23 protein-coding genes and 1 pseudogene are annotated in these 26,698 nt (G+C 42.4%); 17 read left to right on the top strand and 7 right to left on the bottom strand.

The window, feature by feature from the left end:
- From Q3A68_RS14810 to xrtY, 13 genes and pseudogenes are all read left to right on the top strand, one after another.
- Positions 1-984: a glycosyl transferase gene (locus Q3A68_RS14810; RefSeq protein ID WP_302901884.1), complete on the top strand. Its 984-nt coding sequence runs from the start codon at positions 1-3 to the stop codon at positions 982-984.
- 5 nt (positions 985-989) lie between these two features.
- Entirely contained in the window at positions 990-1,886 is an 897-nt protein-coding gene (locus tag Q3A68_RS14805; protein WP_302901883.1) for a glycosyltransferase, read from the top strand.
- Positions 1,887-1,895: 9 nt separating this feature from the next.
- Positions 1,896-2,921, top strand: coding sequence for a glycosyltransferase family 10 domain-containing protein (locus tag Q3A68_RS14800; protein ID WP_302901882.1), 1,026 nt, complete (start codon positions 1,896-1,898; stop codon positions 2,919-2,921).
- Complete coding sequence (locus Q3A68_RS14795; protein WP_302901881.1) at positions 2,918-3,910, top strand: glycosyltransferase family 2 protein; 993 nt, start codon at positions 2,918-2,920, stop codon at positions 3,908-3,910. Before Q3A68_RS14800 ends, Q3A68_RS14795 begins: the two co-directional genes overlap by 4 nt.
- Positions 3,900-4,892: an acyltransferase family protein gene (locus Q3A68_RS14790; protein WP_302901880.1), complete on the top strand. Its 993-nt coding sequence runs from the start codon at positions 3,900-3,902 to the stop codon at positions 4,890-4,892. The genes Q3A68_RS14795 and Q3A68_RS14790 overlap by 11 nt, the downstream gene beginning before the upstream one ends.
- 35 nt (positions 4,893-4,927) lie before the next feature.
- Positions 4,928-5,911, top strand: coding sequence for a glycosyltransferase family protein (locus Q3A68_RS14785; protein ID WP_302901879.1), 984 nt, complete (start codon positions 4,928-4,930; stop codon positions 5,909-5,911).
- Entirely contained in the window at positions 5,841-7,139 is a 1,299-nt protein-coding gene (locus tag Q3A68_RS14780; RefSeq protein WP_302901878.1) for a glycosyltransferase family protein, read from the top strand. The genes Q3A68_RS14785 and Q3A68_RS14780 overlap by 71 nt, the downstream gene beginning before the upstream one ends.
- Positions 7,136-8,428, top strand: a complete 1,293-nt coding sequence (locus tag Q3A68_RS14775; protein WP_302901877.1) for a glycosyltransferase family protein — start codon at positions 7,136-7,138, stop codon at positions 8,426-8,428. Before Q3A68_RS14780 ends, Q3A68_RS14775 begins: the two co-directional genes overlap by 4 nt.
- Positions 8,425-9,591 (top strand): glycosyltransferase family 4 protein, encoded by a 1,167-nt coding sequence (locus Q3A68_RS14770; RefSeq protein WP_302901876.1) that lies wholly within the window; start codon positions 8,425-8,427, stop codon positions 9,589-9,591. The genes Q3A68_RS14775 and Q3A68_RS14770 overlap by 4 nt, the downstream gene beginning before the upstream one ends.
- A complete protein-coding gene (locus Q3A68_RS14765; protein WP_302901875.1) occupies positions 9,592-11,010 on the top strand; it encodes an exosortase Y-associated Wzy-like protein in 1,419 nt (472 codons plus the stop codon).
- The gene (locus Q3A68_RS14760) at positions 11,007-12,146 is read left to right on the top strand and encodes an XrtY-associated glycosyltransferase XYAG1 (protein ID WP_302901874.1); all 1,140 of its coding nucleotides are present in this window, start codon (positions 11,007-11,009) and stop codon (positions 12,144-12,146) included. The genes Q3A68_RS14765 and Q3A68_RS14760 overlap by 4 nt, the downstream gene beginning before the upstream one ends.
- A complete protein-coding gene (locus Q3A68_RS14755) occupies positions 12,139-12,759 on the top strand; it encodes a class I SAM-dependent methyltransferase (RefSeq protein ID WP_302901873.1) in 621 nt (206 codons plus the stop codon). The genes Q3A68_RS14760 and Q3A68_RS14755 overlap by 8 nt, the downstream gene beginning before the upstream one ends.
- Positions 12,756-14,175: pseudogene (gene xrtY / locus Q3A68_RS23235) on the top strand (exosortase Y). Before Q3A68_RS14755 ends, xrtY begins: the two are co-directional and overlap by 4 nt.
- A gap of 5 nt (positions 14,176-14,180) precedes the next feature.
- Here xrtY and Q3A68_RS14740 read toward each other — a convergent pair.
- Positions 14,181-15,017, bottom strand: coding sequence for an FkbM family methyltransferase (locus Q3A68_RS14740; protein ID WP_302901870.1), 837 nt, complete (start codon positions 15,015-15,017; stop codon positions 14,181-14,183).
- A gap of 65 nt (positions 15,018-15,082) precedes the next feature.
- On the opposite strand from Q3A68_RS14740, the gene Q3A68_RS14735 reads away from it, so the two are divergent.
- Genes Q3A68_RS14735 through Q3A68_RS14725 form a run of 3 tightly spaced genes read left to right on the top strand, consistent with a single transcriptional unit; the run spans position 15,083 to position 18,302 of the window.
- On the top strand, positions 15,083-15,634 hold the full coding sequence (locus tag Q3A68_RS14735) for a WcaF family extracellular polysaccharide biosynthesis acetyltransferase (protein WP_302901869.1): 552 nt from the start codon (positions 15,083-15,085) through the stop codon (positions 15,632-15,634).
- Positions 15,635-15,661: 27 nt separating this feature from the next.
- On the top strand, positions 15,662-16,762 hold the full coding sequence (locus Q3A68_RS14730) for an acyltransferase family protein (RefSeq protein ID WP_302901868.1): 1,101 nt from the start codon (positions 15,662-15,664) through the stop codon (positions 16,760-16,762).
- Complete coding sequence (locus Q3A68_RS14725) at positions 16,731-18,302, top strand: hypothetical protein (protein ID WP_302901867.1); 1,572 nt, start codon at positions 16,731-16,733, stop codon at positions 18,300-18,302. The genes Q3A68_RS14730 and Q3A68_RS14725 overlap by 32 nt, the downstream gene beginning before the upstream one ends.
- Here Q3A68_RS14725 and Q3A68_RS23190 read toward each other — a convergent pair.
- Entirely contained in the window at positions 18,262-18,543 is a 282-nt protein-coding gene (locus Q3A68_RS23190) for a transposase (protein ID WP_368045684.1), read from the bottom strand. The genes Q3A68_RS14725 and Q3A68_RS23190 overlap by 41 nt on opposite strands.
- A 68-nt stretch (positions 18,544-18,611) precedes the next feature.
- On the opposite strand from Q3A68_RS23190, the gene Q3A68_RS14720 reads away from it, so the two are divergent.
- Positions 18,612-19,106 carry a hypothetical protein gene (locus Q3A68_RS14720; protein ID WP_302901866.1) on the top strand — a complete coding sequence of 165 codons (495 nt, stop codon included), beginning with the start codon at positions 18,612-18,614 and terminating at the stop codon, positions 19,104-19,106.
- Positions 19,107-19,342: 236 nt separating this feature from the next.
- Here Q3A68_RS14720 and Q3A68_RS14715 read toward each other — a convergent pair whose 3' ends face one another.
- The 5 genes from Q3A68_RS14715 to Q3A68_RS14695 all read right to left on the bottom strand — a co-directional run bounded on the left by Q3A68_RS14715 (position 19,343) and on the right by Q3A68_RS14695 (position 26,645).
- Positions 19,343-20,035, bottom strand: coding sequence for a hypothetical protein (locus Q3A68_RS14715; RefSeq protein ID WP_302901865.1), 693 nt, complete (start codon positions 20,033-20,035; stop codon positions 19,343-19,345).
- Positions 20,036-20,530: 495 nt separating this feature from the next.
- Positions 20,531-21,109, bottom strand: a complete 579-nt coding sequence (locus Q3A68_RS14710; protein ID WP_302901864.1) for a DUF4468 domain-containing protein — start codon at positions 21,107-21,109, stop codon at positions 20,531-20,533.
- 160 nt (positions 21,110-21,269) lie between these two features.
- Positions 21,270-22,577: an HlyD family secretion protein gene (locus tag Q3A68_RS14705; RefSeq protein ID WP_302901863.1), complete on the bottom strand. Its 1,308-nt coding sequence runs from the start codon at positions 22,575-22,577 to the stop codon at positions 21,270-21,272.
- The gene (locus Q3A68_RS14700) at positions 22,574-24,748 is read right to left on the bottom strand and encodes a peptidase domain-containing ABC transporter (protein ID WP_302901862.1); all 2,175 of its coding nucleotides are present in this window, start codon (positions 24,746-24,748) and stop codon (positions 22,574-22,576) included. Before Q3A68_RS14700 ends, Q3A68_RS14705 begins: the two co-directional genes overlap by 4 nt.
- A 208-nt stretch (positions 24,749-24,956) precedes the next feature.
- Positions 24,957-26,645: a vitamin K epoxide reductase family protein gene (locus tag Q3A68_RS14695; protein WP_302901861.1), complete on the bottom strand. Its 1,689-nt coding sequence runs from the start codon at positions 26,643-26,645 to the stop codon at positions 24,957-24,959.
- Positions 26,646-26,698: the final 53 nt, after the last annotated feature.

The following is a 26,698-nucleotide window of genomic DNA, read 5'->3' as shown; positions in this document are numbered from 1 at the left end:
ATGCGATTAACTTTCAGCACACTATTCAATATCAACTATCTGGCTAAAGGCCTGGCTTTGCACGCCTCATTGCTTCAGGTATGCCCAGATTTCCACCTTTATATTTTTGCGTTTGACGAAGCCAGTTACCTTGAATTGACTGCAAGAAATCTTGCAAATGCTACGATTATTTCGCTCCGAGAATTCGAGTCCCCAGAATTATTAAAGGTCAAAACAGAAAGGTCTGTTGGTGAATATTGCTGGACCTGTACATCTTTTACGATAAAATATTGCCTGGAACATTTTAAACTGGATCATTGTACCTACCTGGATGCCGATATGTATTTTTACAAGGACCCTTCCCGTCTAGTCCAGGATATGGGTGAAAATTCAGTATTAATCACCCCACATAACTATGGTCAAGGATATGATCAATCCGCGATAGCTGGTATATACTGTGTCCAGTTTTTGACGATAAAGAATACGCCGGATGGAAATCGGGTGCTGGATTGGTGGACACGAGCCTGTTTAAAATGGTGCTACGCCCGGTATGAAGATGGTAAAATGGGTGACCAAAAATACCTTGACTGCTGGCCCTACGTTTTTGAAGGTGTTTATATATGCAGGGATATCAACGCCGGAGCAGCACCCTGGAACGCGGGCAATTATCCTTCGCAAAATGATATTGACAATATTATATTTTATCATTTTCACGACTTGCAATATTTCTCCGACGGTACCTGGTTTACCGGCGGTTATGATATCCCCCTACGGGTACTCGATAGCGTATATCGACCTTATACACGCCTGCTAAAAGCTATCAGTGAGACAGTGGAGGGCAAAGATTGCCTGTATACCAAAGATAAGAAGTCATTCAGATTACTCAATTCAAAATACAAGATCGGAAGTTATGTTCTCGATCTTAAGAATGCCTTTTCGGCCTTCTTCGAGGCATTATTTTATATCAAAAAACGAAAGTTCTATAAAAGGAACTTTATAAAATAAGCTTGGTGGATCAATTTAATCTTTCCTATATCATCGCCACGAGAAATAGGCTTTCCTTCCTTAAAATTACCCTGGAAAATTTACTCCGTAGCCTTCATGCTGACGAAGAAATTGTGGTAGTGGATGGCGATAGCAGTGACGGATCGAAAGAATATCTGATGGAGTTGTTCGAAAAAAATAAGATACACCAATACCTGTCCGAACCTGACCGGAACCAGGCCAATGCCTGGAACAAGGCGATGTTAATGGCCAGGGGAAAGATTCTAAAAAAGATCATGGATGACGATGTATTTTGCTATTATGCAATACGACGTTGCAAGCAATATATGCTGGATCATCCGGAGGCCGACGCCTTAATATCAAATGACCTCAGCAGTGCATTAAACGATCATGGCAAAATAGACCGGCACAGCAGATATCCACAATTTGAAAAATGGAGCAAAGGCATAGTACCGTCGTTTACGTTCGGTGACGTACATATGCTCATCAGGAAGAGTTCCCTGGCATACCTGGGCCTATATAATGTCTCCTTCACCATGATGGACTGGGAATATGCTTTACGCATCAGCTACCTTAACGCCAATATTGTTTTTTACACAGGATACAATGCCCTAAATGTGTTTCATTCGCAAACGGTGAGTTCGCTTAAGGACCAAAAGCAAATCGAAAAACAAGGAAGAAGGGCCGCGGCGTTTTATGAATATAAAGGCGACCAGGCAGAAATAAGCCTATGGTCAAGAATTAAAATATTTGTTGGTAAACATCTGAAAAAAAAGAATTCCCAAACGATCGGCCCGGAGTTAATTCCGGACGCTGCACTGATCTATGAGCACTACTACCAGCGTCTTAACGAGATAAACGACTCGGAAAAATTTACCTTTATCCGCAAGGAGAAGGCTTAGGATTGATTTTTGAAACAAAAAATAATAAAACTCGGTTTTCGGAACGGTCTTAATTTTACGGACTTTAAGACAGAGGTCTTCGATATAGACCGCCTGGATGAACTTTACTTATTCGAAGAATCAACGGAGCCTGATTTTATCATTTTCGGCCCTTACGGAAATGACATCCCCCCGGCGGGAGATTATTCGAGGATCGGTTATTTCTGCGAAAATTTTTTGCCAGAGATGTCGGTTTGTGACTGGGCCTTTGGGGTCCCTCATGAAAACACGGTAAATCATCCTAAGTATAAAAGAATTCAATGGCATGGTCTGGAGCCAGAAAAACTGATCAAGCCTCAAGAATATGACGCACAGAAAATTGCCGAGGGTAAGACCCTGTTCTGCAATTTTTTATATTCCCACCCGGTCCCTTACCGGGAAGAGTTTTTCCAACAGCTATCCCGATATAAAAAAGTCGACGCACCGGGCAAATCTATGAACAATATGCCTGGTATTGATGCCCGCTACTCCGGCGGTATTTGGGAAAGGAAGAAGCTTTTTTTAAGCTCCTATAAATTTACCATCGCTTTCGAGAACTATGTTTATCCCGGGTACCAAACTGAAAAGTTATATGATGCTATGCAGGCGGATAGTTTGCCTGTCTACTGTGGGGACCCACTGATCGGGGATATTTTTGACACCCGGAGCTTTATCAATAGTGCCGACTATCTGAATGTAAATGACGGGGCGCTGGTGAACTGGCTGGAAAAACATGCACAACCTGATTTTACGGATATGCGTCCGTCCTTTTACCGCGCGCCGCAACATCGAATCAAGCGCAAACTAAAGTCAATTGGCAGGGAGCTCAAGATGCGGCGTCAGTTCGGGAACCTGGATTTTTCGCCTTTAATTGATCGGATCATCGAGTTGGATGAGAGTCCCGAAAAATATACTGAAGTGCTGGAACGACAGTGGTTCAAAAATGGTCAGCCGCCAATAGGCACCTCGCTTAGAGACCGCTGGATTGAGATATTCAACCACGGAAAAAAAATATGACGGAGCCACTAGTCTCGATCATCATACCGCTTTATAACGCTGAAAAATATCTGGACAAGACCATACGTTCAGCGCTGGCCCAATCCTGGTCAAGTAAAGAAATCATCTTGGTCGACGATGGTTCGACCGACGATTCGCTGAATATTGCCCGGGAGCATGCTGCCGCTCATTCCGAAATAATCGTCATACATCAGTCGAACGGCGGCGCATCGTCCGCAAGGAACGCCGGCTTACGTGCCGCAAAAGGCGAATATATTCAGTTTCTTGATGCGGACGACTTGTTGATGCCAGACAAAATAGAAAAACAGGTGATACAATTGATCGGGTTACCGTCAAAGCTATCAATCTGCATGAATATTTATTTTGAGTCGGACGAAGATATCAAGGACTTGGTGCCTGACCCCTACGATAGGCATTTTTACCAAGGAAACGAAAACCCATTTGAATTCCTTATGAAATTATATGGGGGGGAAGATAATAAGGGAGGCATGATAACTATACATTCCTGGCTGGTTCCGGCATCGGTGATCAAAAAGGCAGGCGAATGGAACGAAAAACTTTCTATCAATGACGACGGAGAGTTTTTCAGCCGGGTGGTTTTAGCCTCCGACGGCATACTATTCCGGCCGGACACCTTTTGTTACTACCGCAAGCCGAATCACTCCGGCTCCTTGTCGGCACAAAAGAGCCTGCACGCTTTTGAAAGTCAGCTTTTGTCGCTCGAATTGATTGAGAACCACCTAAGGTGTTATCAACAGGATAAACGGATAGACCTTGCAGTCAAACGCATGCTCTTCGAGTTACTGGTCCGGGCATACCCTGAGGTGCCGGAAATCGCGGCCAAAGCCGAACAAAGGATCATAGATATTGGTGGACCGTGCATTGCTCCTGTGCTGGGAGGGAGAGCTTTGGAATGGATCAAAACCATATTTGGCTGGAAAGTGGCGAGGCAACTTCAATATCACAATCCATTTAAAAATGCGGATTAGACATATCGATGCATTACGGGGTATAGCCGCCCTAATGGTGACTTTTTTCCATCTCACAGGAAATACCGGTCTCTTAAAGCAAACCGCAGCCCTCGGGCAATACGGTTACCTGGGGGTTGAAGTCTTTTTTGTTATCAGTGGTTTCGTCCTCCCCTATAGCCTGCACAAGGCTCAATATCAGTTGAAGGACTTCCCAACGTTTCTATTTAAACGTATACTGAGGATCTATCCGGCTTATATTGTTGCGATTGTAATCAGCATAGTCGTCACGCTAATGGCCGGAAGCCCGGTCATGCCATGGCAAGGATTAACTCTGCATATCCTATTTTTAAATGATGTGTTTGGCTATAAATTCATTTCCCCTGTATTCTGGACGTTGGTTGTGGAGTTCCAGTTTTATATATTGCTTGGGCTGTTATTCCAGCATTTGTTTATAAATAATTACAGGTCAATCCTTCTGATTATGATCCTGCTCAGCTTTTTGCTGATCAATAGGCATATGCCCTTCATCCCATTCTTTCCATTTTTCGCTTTAGGCATACTAATCTATCACAAACATTTTACCGGATTAAAGACCATATTCTTTTTGCTGCTTTCGGTTGCGATTTTAATTATTATTGTCCAAACTGCGGGAATACCCGAGGCCATCGCAAGCAGTGCTGCGGTGCTGTTTATTCTTTTTGTAAAGCCCGAGCTATTTAGATCAGGTGTTCCCAGGGCATTGCTCTGGCTGGGAACGATCAGTTACTCACTTTACTTAACCCATTGGGAACTGGGAAGAGCAGTCGTGTCCGTATGCAGGCGTTTTCCGGTCATAGGTGGTTCCGAAACGATCAGATTGATCGCAGGGCTGACTTTTTCCATTTTATGTGCATATATACTTTACAGATTTATAGAAAAGCCGTCGATCAATGTTTCTCATAAACTACATTATAAGACGAAAGAAGAGGAAAAACCATTTTTGAATCAGGTACAGCCTTGAGTTTTTTAAATAGCAGCAATCAAGATAAGCCCTTTTTGAATCTTTTTTACCTGGAACCGGATCCGGACAGGTGGTTCAAATATGACCGGTACCCGCGAAAACTTATCCGGCGTATCCTACGGGGGAAGGAACGTCCGGGTGGAGTGGCGATGGTTGCGATCAACCTGATGAAGGGGCTTGATCTGTTAGGGGTACCATACCGGTTAAATGATTTTAAATACATTAGAAACCATCCGGAAGAGATTGCCTGTATCATCGGCAAACCCCATGTTCTATTTAACCATGAGTGGAGGAACCCAACTATCTTTGGCGCAGGGGTTTATTCTCACCCTGCCGACTGCCCGGAGTTGCTCAGCAAATACCCAAATGTAAAAAGAATACTTGTCCCCGGCGAGTGGATCAGGGACATGTTTGAGCCTTATTACCACGAGAAGGTGGTGGCTTGGCCTGTGGGAATCGATACAGATGATTGGTCTGGTTCCATAAAAGGCGTACCCGAGGTTGATTTTTTGATCTATGACAAAGTCCGATGGGACCATGAAAAATATCAAAAGACATTAATTGATCCGATCTGTCGTACTTTAGAAGAGAACGCGCAATCTTATGAATTTATAAAATATGGGAGTTACAAACCGAATCAGCTAAAAAATATGCTGCGTGGCGCAAAGGCTGTGATTTTTTTATGTGAACATGAAACGCAAGGACTGGCATATCAGCAAATCCTGGCTACAGGAACACCGATTCTTGCTTGGGAACGAGGAGGCTACTGGCAGGATCCTTCTTATTACCCTGGTATCAAATACCAACCGGTAAGCGCAGTGCCATATTGGGACGACCGATGCGGTATGAAGTTTACGGGAACCGCGGATTTTCCAAAACAATTAAAGACTTTTCTCAGTCAGATTTCTTTGTTCAACCCCAGATCCTATATTACCGAAAACCTAACGCTTGAAAAGTGCGCGCGATCCTACCTTGATATTTATCACCTTGTTGCGACGGAAACAAATGACAAGCCGTGATCAGAACATCTTATTGGTCACTACGACGCAGCTTTCCTTAAATCCGAGGCTGGTAAAGGAGGCGGATGCTTTGACTGATGCTGGTTACACGGTCACCGTTATATATGCTTACTGGAACAAATGGGGCTATGAGTACGACCAACTTTTGTTGCCCCAAAAAAAATGGAGGGCAATCTGTGTGGGCGGCGATCCGTTATTGTCGCCACGGCTATACTACATAAGCAGAGTTATTCATAATCTGGCCTTGATCTTTCATCGGAAATCGGGCGGAAAATTATTTACAGATATTGCAATTGCCCGTGCAAGTTATTTTCTAAACAAAGCAACTAGAAGACTTAATGCGGATCTTTATGTCGCTCACAACCCAGGCGCTTTGCCGGCAGTGATAAAAGCCAGCAAAAAAAACAGAAAGCCTTGTGGTTTCGATGCCGAAGATTTTCACCGGAATGAAATGAGCAACAACAAGTCTGTACAAGACGTCATCTTGAAAACAAATATTGAAAACCGCTATTTCCCCCAGCTCGATTATTTATCTACAAGCAGCCCTTTAATTGCGTCGGCATACCAAAAAATATTCCCGGATATTAAACCTACCGTTTTACTCAACGTATTTCCTGCTGACGCAAGGGTTCCCGAAGCCGTTCCTAACTTAGATCAGCCGATCCGGCTATTCTGGTTTTCACAAACTATCGGAATAAATCGAGGGCTTGAAGATATTATTGCTGCGCTGGAACTGCTCAAAGAATATCCGTTCCAACTTCATTTACTTGGTCATCTTTCAGAGGCAACGAAAACCAATTATGTGGATGGTCTTGTTGGCGGCAAAGAGGATCAGATCCATCTTCATCAACCCATCCCTTCCGATAATCTGGCAGTTTTTTCCTCTCAGTTCGATATTGGGCTTGCTTTAGAGCCGGCCTTCAGCAATAACAACAATATGGCTCTAAGCAATAAAATATTCACCTATTTACAGGGCGGGTTGGCGGTAGTCGCAAGCGATACGGATGCACAGTTGCAATTTTTGAACGATTATCCGGCAGTTGGAAAAGCGTACAAAAAGGGTGACGCAGCCTTGCTCGCAGATGTGTTGCTAAGCTATCACCTGAACAGATACGAGCTGTTGGAAGCTAAAAAAAAGGCGCTTCAATTGGCAAGACAAGAACTGAACTGGGAAAACGAAAGTAAAACTTATTTACAGTTGGTCAAACAAACTTTGAAATCCAAATGAACCGCAAACTTCTGATCATATCGCCCTATTTTCCTCCTTCCAATGCGGCAGATATGCAACGAATCAGAATGAGTCTTCCATATTTCAACGATTTTGGGTGGGATGTAGAAGTTGTCACCGTGGATCCAGTGGAATCCGAAATGGTCCAAGACCAACTTCTGGTGAAAAGCCTTCCCCCTGACCTCAGTCTCCACATAGTTAAAGCTTTTAAAAAAAAATGGACTGGCAAGCTGGGTTTGGGCAATCTGGGAATCAGGTCTTTGTGGTATTACCGTAAAAAGGTCAATGGATTGCTGAAAAAATCGCATTTTGACCTGATCTATTTTTCAACAACCATGTTTCCCGTGTGCATTTTGGGCGCCTACTGGAAAATTAAATTTGGTGTGCCTTATGTGATCGATATGCAAGATCCATGGCACTCCGATCATTACAAGACCAAGAAAAAAAGCGAGCGTCCTCCGAAATACTGGTTTTCGTACCGCCTGAATAAATACCTTGAACCATTAGCCATGAGCAAGGTGAGCGGCTTGGTGAGTGTATCCCAAAAATACATCGATGTACTTGCCAGCCGGTACCCGAGGCTCGAGCACGTTCCATCTGCAACGATCACGTTTGGCGCATTTAATCCGGACATGGAAATTGCCGCGGCAAATTCAGGTTTATTCGAACCTATATTGGATACGCATTTTATAAATATTGTTTATATAGGACGCGGAGGGCACGACCTGTATACTGCACTGCGCTTGCTTTTTGAAGCATTCAAAAGAGCACTTCAAGACAATGAAATGCCCGTCAGCAGAATGCGATTATGTTTTGCAGGAACCAGTTATGCGCCTAAAGGACAAGGTAAGCAATCGATAATGCCACTTGCCCGGGAATTTGGATTGGAAGAATATATTACTGAAATCACGGACCGGATCGGTTACTATCATGCGCTGGCAACGCTTCAACACGCAGACGCCCTTGTAGTACCGGGTTCGGAAGACCCTGCCTATTCTGCTTCAAAAATATATCCATACCTTCTGACCCAGAAACCGTTGGCAGTTATCTTTAATAAAGACAGCAATATTATCGATGTTTTAAAGCAACACACCAAGAATGTTCATCTCACTATTTTTCCGTCGCCGGACCGCGAAAAGGCTGTCAGTGAACTTGCTTCATTACTGTTTCAGTGGGCACAAAGAAAATTTATTCCGGTGACATTGCAGGAAAGTTTCGGACAGTTTGACGCACTCGAGTTAACCCGCAGGCAAACGATGTTGTTTGACCAGGTTGTTATTAAAAAATGAAAAAACTTGCTATCGTTACAACGCACCCTATACAGTATTATGCCCCCATTTTCAGGTTGCTTACTGAACGTAGGAAAATAGCGATTAAAGTTTTTTATACCTGGGGTTCTGTTGATCAAAGGAAGTTTGATCCGGGGTTTGATAAAACTATAGACTGGGACATACCGTTGTTAACGGGATACGCCTATGAGTTTGTGCAAAATACATCTTCTGATCCGGGGTCACACCATTATAAGGGAATCATTAATCCGAATTTGATCAGGGAGATAAAAGAATGGAGTCCAGATGGGATACTCGTATTTGGTTGGGCGTACCACAGCCACCTTAGCGTTATCCGCCATTTTAAAGGAAAAGTGCCTGTTTATTTTCGGGGTGACTCAACACTATTAAACCACGAAAAAGGCTGGAAAAGTATCGCCCGGCTTTTATTTTTACGGTGGGTCTACCGTCATGTGGATGTTGCCTTCTATGTCGGAAGCAATAATAAGGCTTATTTTAAAAGATTCGGTATGAAAGATCGGCAATTGGTATTTGCGCCACACGCCATCGATAACGACCGTTTTTCAGAGGATTGCAGCGAAGAAGCCCGTTCGCTCAGGTCCTCGTTGAAGATTAGCGACAATGATATTCTGATCTTGTATGCGGGGAAATTTGAGGACGTTAAAAATGTAGAATTACTTTTACATTCCTTTGGTCAGCTGGAACAAACAAACGTTCATTTACTTCTAACTGGTAATGGCGTTAAAGAAATGCAATTAAAAAAGCTGGCGGAAGCGTGCGCAAACGGAGAGCGGGTCCATTTTTTAAATTTTAAGAATCAAAGCTATATGCCCGTTTTGTACCAGGCGGCCGATATTTTCTGCCTGCCTTCGCTGAGCGAAACATGGGGGCTCTCTGTCAACGAAGCGATGGCGTGTGGCAAGGCGGTATTGATATCAGATATGGTGGGGTGCGGACCCGATCTTGTTAAGTCAGGGTGCAACGGAATGACATTCAAAAGCAATGACTTACTGGACATAACTGCCAAATTAAAAAAACTAAGTATCTCAAAAAAAATGCTGAAAGAATATGGTCATTGCAGTAAGATAATAATAGACGAGTGGAGCATTTCAAAAATTGCAGGAGCAATTGAAAACACGTTGACCGAAAGGCGTTTGAGCTAAATGAAAAAAAACTTCTCACTCGAAAATTACCTATTGCTTTATATCCCGTGGGGACTTGCGATGATATTCAAGTCGGACCCCCAGCTGTCGTATATGATTGCCTGGCTAGGTTCATTTTTAATTTTTTACTTGACCTTAAGCGGGGCCATAAGACCACTGCCGCGCGATCTTTCACTAGGCGAGCAATTGATGCGCCCGATATTGCTCGTACAAATCATTTTCGCCGGCTATATGTGCCTGACAACCATCTTCTTTTATCTGGATGTTTTAGGTTATGTTGACTTTCAAAAAACCAGCGACTATTATTTGGTCGATAATGACTTGCTGCAGCGAACGGCAGAATGTCAGCGATATTATTGTTTAGGGCATGCAGCATTCGTAACCGGAATACTGATGTTTATGAATTACCCGGACAAAAATGATCACAAATATTATATCCCTTCAGAAAAAATCGCTAATCTCCTATTTATAACCGCGATCATTACTTTGCCACTGTCTTATCTCTTTATAAAGATACCGGGCCTATCGCAATTTGCAAATCAGTTTACAGCATTAAACTTTATCGCCGGCACCCTGGCGCTCGCGTTCGCGATTCCCAAAAAAAAGATATGGAATACGCTGATCTGCATTCTTTTATTTTTGTTTAACTTTTACCAGGGCCTGGTTTCCGGTTTTAAGGAGCCCATTATTATCAGCATAATGGTTCTAGGCATTTTCCTGTATCCATACTACAAAAAGCTAGTACTCCTCACCTTCATCCCGGCAATAATCCTGTTATTTGTTGTATTACCGACTTATAACAGAATCTTCAGGGAAAACGCCTGGAGTGGTGATCTGAATACCGGCGATGCCACAGAGCTGGCCTTAAATGCGACATTAAACAAGGATGAGGTGCCCGGGAGTGACGATAGTAATTGGAGCTTTTTGGCTTATCGTTTAAGTGAAATCGATATGTTTACCCGTTTTGTACAATCGACGCCTGAGAAAGTAGATTTTTACAGAGCCGATTTATTAAAGCAATCTGCAGTAGCGATTGTCCCCCGCGTCTTTTGGCCGTCAAAACCAATAACAGAAAACATGGTCATGGAGCGTGTTTACGCAGCGGGTGTTGTTAATCGTAATTCGACCGTTTCAGCAAAACCTGCATATATCGTTGATGCCTATTTGTCATATGGAGGTGTAGGCGTATTTGTTTTCCTTTTGCTGTATGGGATTGCAGCTCAGTGGATATCTGTAAAAGCGGAAAAGCTGTTTGGTGGCTATATATTAGGAACAGCGCTGATATTCAGCGGCTTGTTTCAAATCATGTGGAGAGGCCTCAGCTTCGAGTTTATAATTAACACCATGTTCTGGAGCTATATAACTATGATTATCTTTCAAAAGATACTAATAGCAGCCCACGTCCTGAAGCCAAAGTGAAGATACTCCAAATAAATGCATCGTATAAGCCGGCTTTCATTTACGGCGGACCTACGATGTCCGTCTCAAAACTTTCCGAGCTGTTAGTCGGAGCCGGGATCCTGGTAGAAGTGTTGACTACCACTGCAAACGGCGCCAATGAGCTTGATGTGACACCGGGAGCAACGGTGATGGTCGAAGGGGTGCCGATAACATACTTTAAAAGATTGACTAAGGACCATACCCATTTTTCGCCCGCATTATTAAAATGTTTGTGGAAAGAAATCAAGCAGTACGATGTTGTCCATATCCATGCCTGGTGGAACCTTGTATCTGTTCTTTCCTGTTGGATAGCTGTCAAACGCGGGGTACCGGTGGTGATATCGCCGCGCGGTACTTTGAGCGCCTATTCGTTTCGTAACCGGAATGGTATACCCAAGCGGCTCATCCATGTAATTTTGGGGAAATATTTGTTGGAAAGATCGTGGTTTCACGTGACATCAAAACGGGAAAAGCAGGCGGTAGAGGAAATCATTTCTCATAAACGTATTATCAATATTTTCAACTTTGTTAACTTCCCCAAAAAAATGACGGCTAAGCCGGAAACGAATGACAAAATCCTGAAACTTTTATTTTTTTCGAGAATAGAAGAAAAGAAGGGATTGGATATTCTCTTCAAAGCTCTGGCTATGGTTCAAGTCCCCTATCACTTAACTGTCGCTGGGGACGGTGCCCCCATTTACCTGGATTCGCTGAAACAGCTCGCAAAAAACACCGGACTATCCGGCGTGGTCGATTGGATAGGATTCCAGGGGCCAAACAAATTTGAAATAATGCAAAAGCATGACTTGATGGTGCTTCCCTCCCATGATGAAAATTTTGGGAATGTGGTGATTGAATGCCTTAGTGTCGGCACCCCCGTCCTAGTGAGCAGAAATGTCGGCTTGGCCGATTATGTGACAGGAAATTGTCTGGGCTGGGTATGCGAATTGAATGAAAACGACATTAGTGCCCACATTAACATCATATTTGATCAGAAGAATAAATTAATGGAAATACGAAAGACTGCACCTGACATTATCCGTAATGATTTTGATGAAAAAAATTTGACGGAAAAATATATCAGCATGTACAATCAAATTATCAATAATGGCTGAATACAAAGATTATGGCTATACCACCAACGAACCAAGCCACACTTTTTTCTATTTGCATAACGCGTTGTTATCTATGTTGAATAAAGCTAATAACCGCTGTATACTCGATCTTGGCTGCGGCAATGGGCATTTGGTGAGTTACCTGATCCAACAGGGATACCTTGCGTATGGAACGGATGCTTCAGAAAAGGGCATTGCAATTGCAAAAAAAGAATACCCCGAGCGCTTTTTCGTTCAGGATCTGTCGACGGGCCAACTACCCGCGGAATTGGGTAATTTGAAGTTTGATACGATAATTTCAACGGAAGTGATTGAGCATCTGTACGACCCGGAAGGCTTCATCGATTTTTGTAAAAATCTACTTCCAACAGGTGGCGAACTCATCCTTTCTACTCCCTACCATGGCTACTGGAAAAACCTGATACTAGCAATTTTGGGCAAATGGGATTCGCATCATGATCCGACCTGGCATGGGGGACATATTAAATTCTGGTCAAAGAATACGTTAAGTAATCTTCTGACCGACAAAGGTTTTACAGTTAAGGGATTTAAAGGTTGCGGGCGGGCTCCTTATTTTTGGAAATCGATGATCATAAAAGCAAAATTGGTTTGAATACACAGTTTTCGTTTATCATACTAACCTTTAACGAGGAATTGCACTTAGGCCGATTGCTCCAATCTATCAGCGATTTGAACGCCCCTATATTTATCCTCGACTCCGGCAGTACGGATAATACCCTTGCCATTGGCGAACAATATGGTGCTTCCTTCTTACAGCACAAATTTGAAAATCATCCCAGGCAATGGGATTATGCACTTAAAAACTTTTCTATTACGACACCATGGGTAGTTTGTTTGGATGCTGACCAAACCGTCACCTCCGAACTGAAAACACGGCTAATTAACTTCAACGCCGAAGACCATGCAGGCATAAACGGCATCTATTTTAACCGTAAAAATTTCTTTAAGGGACGCTGGATTAAACACGGCGGCTACTACCCATTCTACTTGTTAAAGATGTTCAGGTACGGGATCGGCTATTCGGATATCAATGAAAATATGGATCACCGTTTTATTGTTCCTGGCAAGCTGGAGGTATGGAAAGACGGAATCATCCTGGAAGAGAACCTGAAAGAGAATAACATCCGTTTCTGGATAGAGAAGCATAACCGTTACAGTGACCTGGTGGCACAGGAAGAAGTGGAGCGCATGAAGCTGATGCGCACTCAAACAATAAAACCCCGATTCTTTGGCTCACCGGATGAGCGGACCGCCTGGCGCAAACAACTGTGGTGGAAACTACCTCGCTATGTACGGCCCATGATCTATTTTACGCAACGGATGATTTTTCAACTGGGTATCCTTGATGGTCGAAGCGGAGTCATTTTTCATTTCCTCCAGGGCTTTTGGTTTAGGCTGATCGTGGATATCAAAATAGACGAGATTATTAAACAGCAAAATCATGAAAAGACTTCATAAAGATTCGCCATTACGGTTTTTATTGGTGTTTTTGGCACTTTTCCTGTTCTTTTACTATTTTAATATTTTCTTCTTCAGCGTAACCTCGCACGGCGAGTATTATTTTGCATTTTTCGATGAGCATCTAAACTATATCCGTTTATTGCGGAGGCTACTGCTCCTCACGTCTCAATTTATCATCAATTTGTTTGGTTACACGGCCATCAGCAACGACTTCCAGTTACTGGTTGCGGGGCACAGGACGCTTGATGTGGTGTATTCCTGTCTGGGCTTAGGCGTGATGAGCTTTTTTGCAGCATTTGTGATTGCCTATCCTAAAAGCACAAAGCCTAAATTGATCTTTTTGTTTACCGGGTTAATTAGTATCCAGGTATTAAATGTATTGCGTTTTGTATTACTGGGCATATTTTGGGATAAAAAATCGCATTTGATTATCGACCACCACACCATTTTTAATATCGTAATCTACGTGATTATTGCAATAGGTCTATTCTTTTGGGTAAAACATGATGATAAACAACCTAAGGCAAGAAAAAGCATACAAAATTAAAGCTATTACCTGGGATAGCACCACCAATGTTCCTCATGGTCGGTTCCAATAACCTCCACTTCGTAGTCTACCGATCTGAAAAAGTCATATACGCTTTTTACCGAAGCATTAAATACAGGCAATATTTCCGGATGAACACTTAAAAGCACTACCGGTCGGTGCGCTTTAATAAAGTTTTTGCTTCCTTTTAGGGCGAGTAATTCAGCACCCTCAATATCACATTTTAAAAGTACCGGCGACGAAGCCGGCTTTCCTTCGAATAAGTCATCGAGCGAATAAGTTGGTATATTTTTTACACCGTGATCAATATTGATGTACCTCGTCGTACTGGGATGACCGGTAACATTCGATGCATTGAGCGTTTGAAAACTATAACTTATGACCTCATCGATACTTCTTTTTATATCAGATTGTTCATTAATAAATCCCCAAACAATCTGAAGTCGGTTTCCCGAGGCATAATTGGCCATGTTTAATGTAGATTTTAAGCTGGAAAGATCGGAATCGAAACTGATTACCTGTGCTTTTGGTGAGGCGAACAAACTGACTGTTGTCATGATACCGATCGAACAACCGATGTCCAAAATGAGACACTCAGGATGAGCCACAATCCAGTCTGCAAGTTGCTCGATATTGCATTTTTCATACTCTTCCAGTCCAACATGATAATACAAGGGCGGAATTTTGTAAGAAATATGATCATTTACTCGGACGGTGACGCCGTTACCTTTAATATTCAAAAGCGAATGATAGGGTTTTCTTAAACAGTTCCATAACCATTCCGAGCTCTCAAGAAGCGAGGAATGCCTGATCCTGCTGGCGATCTTTGCAAATGTGGACATAAAGTCGGTTTAATCTTTAAATATATGGCATCTAAACTATTAAGTAGAATACTTTAAATTTATCCGTGCAAAAAACTGACCTTTCATTATATAACAACCACCCGTATCATCCCGGCGGTAACGCATTTACGCGATTCTTGTGGCATTATACTAACTTTCTTGTTTTCAAATCGGGCCTATTGCCGGTTTATGGGATAAAACGATTTTTACTAAGAACGTTCGGTGCAAAACTGGGCATAAGCGTCACCATAAAGCCTTATGTCAACATAAAATACCCCTGGAACCTTACTATCGGCGACAATGCTTGGATAGGTGAAAACGTTTGGCTGGATAGTTTGGAAATGATCACCATTGGTGCTAATGCCTGTATCTCGCAGGGCGCAACCATACTCACGGGCAGCCACAATTATAAAAAGGCTACCTTCGACCTGATTACTGCCCCGGTAACTTTAGAGGATGGTGTGTGGATAGGCGCTGGAGCCATCGTAAATCAGGGCATTACAATTGCATCGCATGCTGTACTCACCAGTGGCTCGGTGGCAACGAGAGACATGGAAGCGTATACCATATATCAGGGCAATCCCGCAGTTAAAACGCGGACAAGACATATAGGTTAATTTTAGAATCATTTAAGTATTTTTATAATGGGCCTGATTCGTTTATTATTAGCATGCGGTGTAATCCTGGGGCATTCCTCCACTATCTATGGTTATACTCCTCTCAATGGAAATCTTGCAGTACAGGTGTTCTACGTCATTTCCGGCTTTTACATGGCGATGGTTTTAACAGAGAAATATAATTTCAAAACCGGCCGAAAAAGCTTCTATCGCAACAGAGCTTTAAAAATTTATCCTCCCTATTTAATAGTGTTGGTCCTTTTAGTCATCTGGGCGCTACTCGTCTTTCATTTGAACTATCCCGGTACCCTTGATTTTTACACGAAATATGCGTCTCCCTCTGCTACCTCGATTATTTACTTGATTATCGTTAATTTATTTTTGTTCGGGCTGGAAACGCTTTTCCTGTTAGCAATCCATAAGAATGGAAATCTATATTTTACACCCGATTTTAATAGAACCAGTCCTAATGTATATAATTTTGCTTTTAATCCGATTGCCTGGACGATAGGTATCGAATTGCTCTTTTATTTAGCGGCACCATGGCTTGCTAAAAGAAAAATATATGTTCTTGTCATGATTTTTACAATTAGCGTGCTTATAAGGATCATCACCGCACAATTTTTTTTTGACGGGCCGCCCTGGAATTACATGTTTTTCCCCTCACAGTTCATGTTCTTTATAGCTGGAATATTGTCTTACCGTGGTTATCTATATTTAAAAAGACAAAGGATCAGCAAAAAAGTCAATTGGGCCATTTACGTCTTGTTCATCGGTTTACTTTTATTATATTTCCAATTTTTCAAAGAATCGTATTATAAAAACTTGATTCTTTTCGGAGCCACGACCCTGTTTGTTCCGTTCATTTTTGATCTGACAAAAAATTCCAGATTTGACAGGCTTATTGGCGATATTGCCTACCCCGTATACATATCCCAATTCCTGATTATAAGAATTATTTCGATAAAGGCATTTCCAAAGATATTTGGCATCGGCTTTACCGCTTTAATTTTAACTATTGTTTTTTCTATTTTTTTACAATTACTGATCGAAAAATACATTGTTAAATTCAAACATAATATTGGTGGCCAAATAAATGATAAAGCCGAACAACCGCTATATTGCTAAAATTATCATCGGTGGTCTGTTCACCCTGGTGGTGATTTTGGGTATCCTGTCGTTTGTTGCTCCACCATCGTTGTTTCCCGATCCCGCTAATGGTTTTTTAGTAATGCGCTCCATGGAAATGGGAGGAAAATTCAATATGATGGTAACCCCCGACCAGGATGATTTTTCTAAAAACACTTCCGAATTTCTAACGTGGTGGTCGCCTGGGCAATATCTTGTGCCTTATGCATTCAAATTACTATTCAGCGTAAACAGCGGACAAGCATCAGCCTTAACGGTTCTGTTGTGTCAGCTATTGGGTCTGGCCGGATTTTATGTTTTTTTTAAAAAGGTTGGCTTTACCCCTTTTATTGCTGCTTTGAGTATGTTGTTCATTGCCTGTCAACAGTTTTTTGTCGTGCCGTATGTGTTTTATAACGGAGGCGAAATCTTGTCATTCGCGTTTACAGGCTGGTTTCTTTATGGCTGTGTAGCCTTCAAAGGGGCTTCATGGCAAATGCTTCTCTTTATTTTACTTTCTGGTTGGGTTGGCTTCTTCTGCAAATCGTCAACGATGTGGGTTTATGCAGCAGGTCTGCTATTTATGTGGATCAGGTTATCATCAGCTACAGCATTAACGGGTTGGATAAAAAACGGCATATGGATAGCTATACCGGCAATAGTAGCCATGGGTACTATTTATGTATTCTTCCTTTCCAAAGGGCAAAATCCGGCATCTGCGTCGGCTGGGCTTAAACTGACCTTGAAAACATTTGCCTTTCCGCTCGCATCTCCCCTCCTTTCGGGTTTTTCAATTGACGATATTTCTCACGGATTGATTTATCATACCGGCAAGGCGATCTTTAATGACTGGCAGGCAACGGTCATCTTAATACTTTTGGCGATATCGAGTTTGTGGCTGGTGCGGGGTATCCTTAAAAAAATACCGGATCAGAATTACCGTTTATTAATGATCATTTTTTATACCGCATCGTTTATCTTCTTCAGTTACGTGTACCTGATGCAGAAAGCTATATCCTATGAGGCAAGGCATTTCAGGGTCATCGGGTTACTGGTGATACCGGGTGCTATCTATTTATTTAGTCAGCTTAAAAGCCCTTACCGCCATCTTTTATGCATCGTTTGGGCAGGCATCGCATTTACCAGTATATTTTACCTGGTTAAGGGTTACTTATATAATAAGAATAAAAGTGCACACGGCGTATCGGGCATTGCGCAACAAACTATAGATCAAACTGCTTTAAACAAGGTAATAGCAATTGATCAGCGGGTGCGTAACGCAACATTTGTGTTCGTCAATAAAGAATTGGGACTCGAAATCCAACATAACCGGACTCTCGGTTTGGAGCCAATCGGAGAGGATCTAAAAATCGATATGAACGATTATCAATATGATGGTCATGCGGGTCCGCTCTATATTATTCTGCCCGATAATTACGCCGGCCCAAAAGAAAAATTCCTCCTAAAAAGCTTCCCTAATTATAAAGGCTGGTACGGCTCTATGCTAAGCGATAAGTATGTAATGTATGAAGCGCCGTGACGGCTATCTTTGGAATGATAAAAGAAAGCAGTAAGGTGCCAAGCCGCAAGAGCGCTTTCATCCGCTTATTGGCATGTTTAGAAAACCTTGCTTTCCTGTACTTCATGCCCGATTCCCGTAAGAAAGGGGCGACACCAGAGTAAGAGGGAAATTTTTTGGGATCATCAATATTCAGAAATTCATTGGTGCAAAGGATAATTTGCGCCGCTGTGGTGGGCCCAACTCCGGGAACTGAAACGATGATCCGGTGCAGCCTGTTTAGCCGGGATCAACCTGATAGACGCTCTGATAGATCAGAAGCCGGTTACGTTGGATGCCACACTTAGTTACATAAAACCGAACGGCGATGAATGCAATCCCGGGCCGGTTGCAGGTAGTGTCTGGGCATTCCGTATTTTGCCTAAAGATGGAGTGCCTCCCTATACTTTTCAATGGAACGCGGGCACTGCCACTTTTGTGGTTCAGCCAACTTCAACAACTAAGAGAGTGCAAGTCAATGTTCCTCCGCCGGGGCAATCGACAGTCTTATCAGTAACGGTAACAGACTTGGAGGGTAATATGGTAATCAGATCCTTTAATTTAACTGGCATTTATCCAGGATTTGCGGCTAAAGAAGAAGCTATTTGCAAACTTCTTCAGGAAATTGCCCATCGGTTCCGGCCACCGCTGTATATCAATCCCGGAGATCCAGGGCCTCTTGGTATCGATTCAAGGATTTATTCATCGGTTTATCTGCACAATATACAGCAGGCGATAAATCGCTTAAACAGGCAAATTACCGGCTTACAAAATTTGAAACATTGATTTGGATATAACCCGATCAGGACGGCAAGAATCAGGGCATTGGTTTTTATATAGTCGATTAATGGCAAGGTAACTATTGTTTTATGTAAAAGCGTTGGGCCGGGATAATTGTTATAGGACGGGAAATTACAAATCCAGAAAGTCTTCAAGATGCCTCATTGGCACCCGCAATAGGATAATTAAGATGCGCTGTATTTTTGTTTTAGTACGGCCATATGATTAGAATATCGTTTGGTTTATCCATTTAGATTTTTCAAACGCCTTAATACCTGCCTTCTTCTCCAGTACAGGTGCAGGCGCTGAAAGAACCCGATGTTCTGTTTTAATAAGTCGGGATAACTGGTAAAAAAATGCTTGGCTATGGGTAACACCTCCGTTACCTGTAATTTCTTAACTTCTTCGTTAAAATCGTAGGCTTCGTATTCATTGTATTTTTTGCCTGTTGCCCTGCAAAAAAAGTATTGTGCCAGTACGTTGCAACAGGCTTTGAGGGATGGCTGAAAATGCTCCTTCCAGTTTTCTTCGCCATACAGGAGGATGTGGTAATTGATCTCGTCGGCAATAAGATCCCGGGCTGCCAGAAATGCACCGGCAGGTTCAATCGATAGGTGATGGGACACTTTAACGACTACTTTGCGTTTGCCAAGTAAAAAGGTCACATGATGCGGCACCGCATCACTATTATACAGGTATTTTATTTGCCGGACCAGTGATTGGACACATTCGCCGAAAAAGTTAAACTCGTCAAAATTAATGACGTTGTTGAGTTCATCTTTCGATACACCGGAGAGAATGCTGATGGCATCGAGGTCATTGAGGTAATGTTTTTCCTGCATCCCGATCATTTGGCCGAGTGTAATCTCGTTGAGGATAGTAGGTATGCGCACCCTTAAGCTCCCATCGAAGGTTTTTAATGTTTTTTCGATCATAGAATAATCCAATTTGAGGGCGGCGCTTGAGCGTTTTTTCGACCTAACTAATTTACTAATTTTTAATTAATTAACTGCAATACACCACTGTGAATAAACGCAGGCCGGCGATCAAGAGCAAAAGACAATTTGTAATTTTATAAATATCTTTTTTGGCTGGCCATGCATCGCTATCAACTTTCAATCGGCAAAGCGGATATTTTGCGCAGACGGTTCATTAATGGGGATTACAATAGTGACACCCTTGCCAAAATTCAGGGAAACCCAAAATTGTCGTGTCAGGTCCGCGATGCTTGGTGCTAAAAGTTAAATTTAGCAGTGATACCCTTTTAGCGGAATGGACGGGTGAGAACTAACCTAAAAATAATTAAAATATTTGAATACTTTGGGGTCTCAAAGTCTGTTTCTTTCGACTATTTTGATGCTAATTAAGTATAATTTAAAATAGCCAGCCGGGGGGTTGGAACCCAATTAATCGCGTTGCTGGCTTTTCCTTTACTCAATCATTGCTTTATTCAGGGAAGCGATACAAGCTAGTATTGCAGTATTCATTTGTGTAAGATATTCCCTGATCTGGCCCCGGCTCACCTTCCAGGCGGTTCCAAAACCCAGGTGTTTCCGCCTGCCAACCTTCACTAAATAATCCGGGCTGTTCTGGTAACCTGCAGCATCGAGAAAATCACTTTTCGGCCTGAAAAAGATGTTAGAGATACGGTAGGCATAGGTGTCGTCCTTGCAGGTAATGCGCAGTGTTATTTGGCAGGAGAAAGGGATATTGACCATGCCCGGTCGCACTTTATACTCCAGCAAACCCTGGCTAAACACGCTGCTGGTGTCCTGGCTATCGGCCGGGCCGGCAGAACGGTAAGATTTAAAATAGTTGACCAGCCATGCCTTTGAAGCTGCTTCGAGTGTGAAACGGTTTTTATTATTGACAGGGACCGTTCCGCTATACACTACTTTATCCCCCTCCGTTGGGATCTTAAACACAATGGAATCTTTTTGTGCGTAAATAAGGTTCGACAACAACAACAAAGTGGGCAATAAGATCGCTTTAGGTAATTTCATGAGCATAAACTACGATTATTTATTTAGTCGAATTGTCTATTTAATTCTTCTTTACGCCCGGACCGGACAGAATACGAACCAAATCTTGCACCCGCCTAAGTTATTCCTCTAATTTCTCCATACGAGTTGATAAACTTGGTCCTTCTTGACCGATATTCGTAAATTATTATCTGCTGTCAATCAACTTAACGATATTTCTGCCGATTCGCTCTAAAAGCGTGGCGTCCTGGGTTATAATCTCTGCATCTGCTGTCATACCTTGTTTCAGATGAATAGGGCGCTTCATATCAGATGCATTTCTTATCTTAAAATCAACCTTAGATAAAAAAACACTGTCTTTGTACGGAACCTCAGCTATATGACTGAGCTTCCCTTTTAGCATGCCATATTCCTCAAACGGATAACTTTTCAGTCTTATTAAAACTTCCTGCCCTTCTTTAACCTTACCCATACTATTTTGTGGTATCGCCATTTCCCCGAAGAAAGCCTCATTACCCGGGTTGACGTAAAACACTTCCTGATTAGTGTTCAAAACCTGACTTTCCTGGAGGATGCCGACGTAGGCCAATTTGCCCGGTTGGGAAGCGATTAGGACATACTTGCTTACCCAATCGTCAGCCTGACTAATCAAGCTATTTAATGCCTGTGAAAATTTAGATTTTTCTTCATTTATTTGGTTGTCCAGTTCCAGTATCTCCTTTTCCTTAGCCGAGTAATTAGTACTCGCTGCAACCAGCGATGTGGCTGTTTGGATCAATGGCGCCTTTTTGGCCAGGTATTTACTTTCTTCCTGTCTCAGTTCGGCTGATGTTTCTACTCTCTCCTTTGCCAGCTTCTGGTGCATCCTGTATTCTTCTTCAGCCAGGCTAAGATCTTTTTCCTGGATCGATTTCTGTGCTTTTAATTGCACTTCCTGTTTATTCAGATCAATAAGGTCCTTTTGCAGGTATGCCTTCTTTTTGATATAAAAGCCGTTTTCAACAGCGGAACGATACGATAAATATTCCTGTGAGAAAGATTGGAAAGACGCTTGCAACTCGCCCAACTGCGAGTTGTCTGTTTTATCCAGGGAAATCCCGTTGTCGGATTTATTTGATAATACAATCTTCTGAAGGTATTTAAGTTGATTGATCAGTTTCAGCACTTCGTTATGATTAGCTGTACTTTCAATATAAGCCAGCGGCTGACCGGCATCAACTTGTTGGTTTTCTTTCACCAATATTTTAACCAGTTTGCCTTGTACCTTGGTCACTATCGGCTTAGGGGCATTGGGCGACTCGATTTTTAAAGTGGTATCCACAACGTCAGGATATTTAATGATGGTAGAAAGAGCGATGATCAAAATCAGCACTCCAATAAATAACGTAACTCCCCATCGTAGCATCCACGATGGGGGAACTGCTATAATATCCTCCATTTCTTCGCTATGACGAATTTCTTCAGGCTGTTTTATATAAACTTCCGGCATGCTCATGTTCCCAATTCCAATTGATTTTTAACTAAACGATAATAGTCGCCTTTAAGGGCTGTTAACTCGTAATGACTACCTTGTTCGATGATTTGCCCCTTATCCAATACAACGATATTATCGGCATTACTGACCGTGCTTAACCGGTGTGCGACAATTACCACCGTACGTCCTGCGAAGAATTCGTCCAGGTTGTTCATTATCGTCTGTTCATTGTTGGCATCAAGAGCGTTTGTTGCCTCGTCAAAGAAAATATAATGAGGATTTTTATAAACGGCCCTTGCAATAAGCATCCGTTGGCGCTGTCCTTGGCTTATTCCGTTGCCTTCGGCACCTATTTTTGTATTTAAGCCCAAAGGCAACCCATCTATATAATCCTGGATGTTGGCCACCTTGATGGCGTGTTTTAGTTTTTCCCTGTCGGGGTAATCATCACCTACGGCAATATTGCGTTCTATAGTGTCCGAAAATATAAAACCGTCCTGCATGACCACACCGCATTGACTTCTCCAGACTTTAAAACTAAAATTATCCAGCAATTGATCACCCACTTTTATTTCTCCTTCTTCAGGTTCGTAAAACCGGAGCAGTAACTTCAGAATGGTTGTTTTGCCGCTACCGCTCATGCCCACTATGGCGGTCGTTTTTCCCTGCGGAATGTGCAAATCAATTTTCCCGAGCACCGGTTCGTTTCCTGCACCGGGATATCTGAAAGTAAGATTATTAATGGAGATGCTTTTGTTTTGAGGTAAACTTTGGTTCCAATCTCTGCTTGCGGGCTCTTCATCCTCCATCTGGTGAATCTCGTTTAATCGCTCCAGGCTTATTTTGGCATCCTGATAACCCTGAATAAAGCCTAAAAATTGCTGTATCGGGCTATTCAATTGCCCGATAATATATTGCACAGCCATCATTGCACCCAGGGTAAGATTCCCATCAATTACAGCTTTGGCGCTTAAAAATGTGATCAAAAGATTGGTGCCTTCATTAATAAAGGTCGAGCCGCCCTGCTGATACTGGCTTAGGGCCAGGTTTTTTACATTAAACTTAAACAAACGCGCCTGGATGTGCTCCCATTCCCATCGTTTTTGCTGTTCACAATTATTCAGCTTAATTTCCTGCATGCCGTTTACGAGTTGTACTATGCTGCTTTGATTTTTGGATGCTACCTCAAAACTCTTGTAATTAAGCATACGGCGCCGTTTCAGGAATATGACTATCCAGCTTGTATACAGGATGCTGCTTATTACGAAAACAGAGAATATGGCCGTGTTATAGTAGGCCAGCACGGCCGAGAAAACCAGAAGGTTGACCATCGAAAACAATGTACTTAAAGTTGAACCGGTCAAAAAACTTTCGATCTTCTTCTGATCACTCATGCGCTGCATGATATCTCCCGTCATTTTCGTATCGAAAAAGCTTATAGGCAATTTCATAAGCTTGATCAGAAAATCGGTGAGAATGGAAATGTTGACCCTGGTACTTATATGGAGCAATATCCATGACCGGATAAACTCCACGCTTACCCGGCCGACGATCAGCATAGCCTGGGCAATCAGAATGATATAGATGAAGTTCAGGTTCCGGGTATTAATACCGATATCAATCACCGATTGGGTTAAAAATGGGGTAATAAGCTGGAGAATGCTTCCCACACCCAGAGCAAGCAGCAGTTGGACAACCAGTTTGCGGTAGGTGATCAGGTAGCGTAAAAGAAATGCCCATCGCACCTCGCTTCCCTTTTCGTCGTCCTGCTCATAAAATTGTGGTGTAGGACTTAACAATAAAGCGATGCCTGAGCCACTATCACTTGCCCAACTGCTGTTGAAAGTGGGTTCATCCAAAACAACCAGGCCAGCAGCAGGGTCGGCTATCCAATATTTGTTTTTCCTGACCTTATATAAAACCACAAAATGAGATTGCCGCCAGTGTAAAATACAAGGCAACTCAACTTCCTTTAATTGTTCGCTGGTTAACTTAACGCCAATGGACCGGAATCCTATTTTTTCAGCGGCGTCGCTCAACCCTAACAACGATACTCCTTCCCGGTTAAATCCGCAGAGCCTGCTGAGGGTACGCAGGCTATAGCTACGCCCATAATGTTTGGCAATCATCCTTAAACAGGAAGGGCCGCAGTCCATAGCGTCTAACTGTTTATAGTTAATAAATTTTTTCAAATTAAGCCTTAATTAAATTTTACTTTTCTGTCATTTTAGGAGCATCGATAATCTCTTATTCTTTTTACACCGCTTGACTATTAACCGTCAACTCTCTCAGTACTGCGAATGAATGTTGTTTCAAATCGCGAGTGCGGACGGTGAAGCCCAATGTGCTTAAGCATAGGCATTTCAACGGCCGGAGAATAGGTGTTTTATGGATTTAACATTAATAACTTAAAAAATACTTCAAATCGGTTACACTGTATATTTCGGGCAATTGATAAAACTCCTCTTCCATAGTTTGGGATTCTCCGTTTTTGACGGGCTGAAGTGATACAAAAAATGTAGGCGTAAAACTGATGCCGGTTTTGTTGCACCAATTACTCATTGCCTCTATCTGCGCATCCTGTCTATTTAAGGCACCGTTTACGGGATATTTAGCAGCAAAAACCGTGTAGTCGGTTTTTTCGGCGAGATACCAATCGTCCAGGGCTTGTTTTGTCAATCCTGTATCGTTTTGCTCAGCTATGGCCATTAAGTGTTTCACCGGAGGTGTTCTGTAATCCCCGTCTTTATTGGTACTCGTAAAAATAATTTGTACCTGCACGTCGGGATTATTCGCCAGTAATTCTTCTATTGGCCGATGCGCTTTTGCGCATGGGCCGCAATAAGGGTTGCAAACTTTTATCAGTTTATATTTTGCTGCCGGATTGCCTAATGTAATGCCAAGCCCTTCAGTAGATTCGGTGACTGCTTTTTGCCTGGCAAGCAATGACTCGAATATTTGAGGATTGTGTTTCAGCTGTTGCAATTTGTTTTGCGAACTCTTGCTTTCTTTTGCCCTTAGTATTACCGGCATAAGCCATACAGTGGCAATAAGCGGTGAAATAAAGGCAATTAATATAGTTAACGCCCAACTCAAATTATGTAATAAAGAGCTAAGGGGTGTTAGACCACCTGCTGCAAGTACTGTTAAAAATTGTAATAACAATACACCCTGCACGCAAAGGCACAGCACACACCATTGCTTAGCTATGCTGTATTGGTAATATAACGAGTAAAAGATATAGGGCAATGCTATAACACTAATCCAGCTTAAGGCAAATAGGGTGTTCGCGTTTGTAATTCCTGTGAACATCAATAACAGCAATTGCCCTATAAAATAACTTAAGCCAATCGCGCTCCAACTAATCCCCGCTATTTTGGCTGCTTTTGAATGAAGAATAGCATTACAGTTAATTTTTTTTCCGGCCTTACATATCTGCGACAAAACCGGGTTGTGCTGATCTACCTCGTGCCAGATAAGCACCACACCGAGCAATACCCCTACAATTGTGAGCATTAAAAATAAAAATGGCAAAAAAGATGTTACCCCGTTTTGCATTAAAGCGAGAACTCCGGACCCGAGCGCGACACCGGGAAGAAAGAACAGGCTAAGTTGAAGCGTTATGCGTCTTTTCCTTTCTTGTGTAGCATTCTCATGGTAATCCTTCTCACCTGCCCCTTCGTCAGCTTCGACGAGCAGGATTGGGCCTGACAACATGCTCAAAAAAGCTTCCCTGGATACCGTGGTCCATAGGTGTTTTACGGGATCAAAAAATAAAACAGTATTTTTTGCTATTTCTTTAACTACAGTACAAAGTTCAGCACTGTCATTTTCATTTTTAATTGTTGTGATAAAAGGAGTGGGGGCTTCGGCAAGTCTAGACGGGTCTAATTGAATAGCTACGTTTTCTATACCGTAATTATTCAACACGTCGCTGATGCTTAGCAGACTTGGATAGTCCGGGTGGGTTTCTAATTCATTAGTGAGTGTAGTCTGTGTTATTTTTACCTGCAAAATATCAGTCAATAATTTTACAGTTTCGGGTCCGTTGCTTTTAGGATAAAATAGTCTTTCAATGAGATTAAACATATGCTATCGTTATAAAAGAATTACTAATAAATTGAGGGTAAGAAAATGCCATT

This window comes from Mucilaginibacter tolerans, from assembly GCF_030519375.1.
GTDB lineage: Bacteria > Bacteroidota > Bacteroidia > Sphingobacteriales > Sphingobacteriaceae > Mucilaginibacter.
This window is presented reverse-complemented; position numbering and strand designations above follow the sequence as displayed.

Coding starts and splice junctions, on each gene's coding strand:
- Q3A68_RS14810 (WP_302901884.1), top strand. CDS start 1: ATGCGATTAACTTTCAGCACACTATTCAATATCAACTATCTGGCTAAA.
- Q3A68_RS14795 (WP_302901881.1), top strand. CDS start 2,918: ATGACGGAGCCACTAGTCTCGATCATCATACCGCTTTATAACGCTGAA.
- Q3A68_RS14790 (WP_302901880.1), top strand. CDS start 3,900: ATGCGGATTAGACATATCGATGCATTACGGGGTATAGCCGCCCTAATG.
- Q3A68_RS14775 (WP_302901877.1), top strand. CDS start 7,136: ATGAACCGCAAACTTCTGATCATATCGCCCTATTTTCCTCCTTCCAAT.
- Q3A68_RS14770 (WP_302901876.1), top strand. CDS start 8,425: ATGAAAAAACTTGCTATCGTTACAACGCACCCTATACAGTATTATGCC.
- Q3A68_RS14765 (WP_302901875.1), top strand. CDS start 9,592: ATGAAAAAAAACTTCTCACTCGAAAATTACCTATTGCTTTATATCCCG.
- Q3A68_RS14755 (WP_302901873.1), top strand. CDS start 12,139: ATGGCTGAATACAAAGATTATGGCTATACCACCAACGAACCAAGCCAC.
- Q3A68_RS14740 (WP_302901870.1), bottom strand. CDS start 15,017: ATGTCCACATTTGCAAAGATCGCCAGCAGGATCAGGCATTCCTCGCTT.
- Q3A68_RS14730 (WP_302901868.1), top strand. CDS start 15,662: ATGGGCCTGATTCGTTTATTATTAGCATGCGGTGTAATCCTGGGGCAT.
- Q3A68_RS14725 (WP_302901867.1), top strand. CDS start 16,731: ATGATAAAGCCGAACAACCGCTATATTGCTAAAATTATCATCGGTGGT.
- Q3A68_RS14715 (WP_302901865.1), bottom strand. CDS start 20,035: ATGATCGAAAAAACATTAAAAACCTTCGATGGGAGCTTAAGGGTGCGC.
- Q3A68_RS14710 (WP_302901864.1), bottom strand. CDS start 21,109: ATGCTCATGAAATTACCTAAAGCGATCTTATTGCCCACTTTGTTGTTG.
- Q3A68_RS14705 (WP_302901863.1), bottom strand. CDS start 22,577: ATGAGCATGCCGGAAGTTTATATAAAACAGCCTGAAGAAATTCGTCAT.
- Q3A68_RS14695 (WP_302901861.1), bottom strand. CDS start 26,645: ATGTTTAATCTCATTGAAAGACTATTTTATCCTAAAAGCAACGGACCC.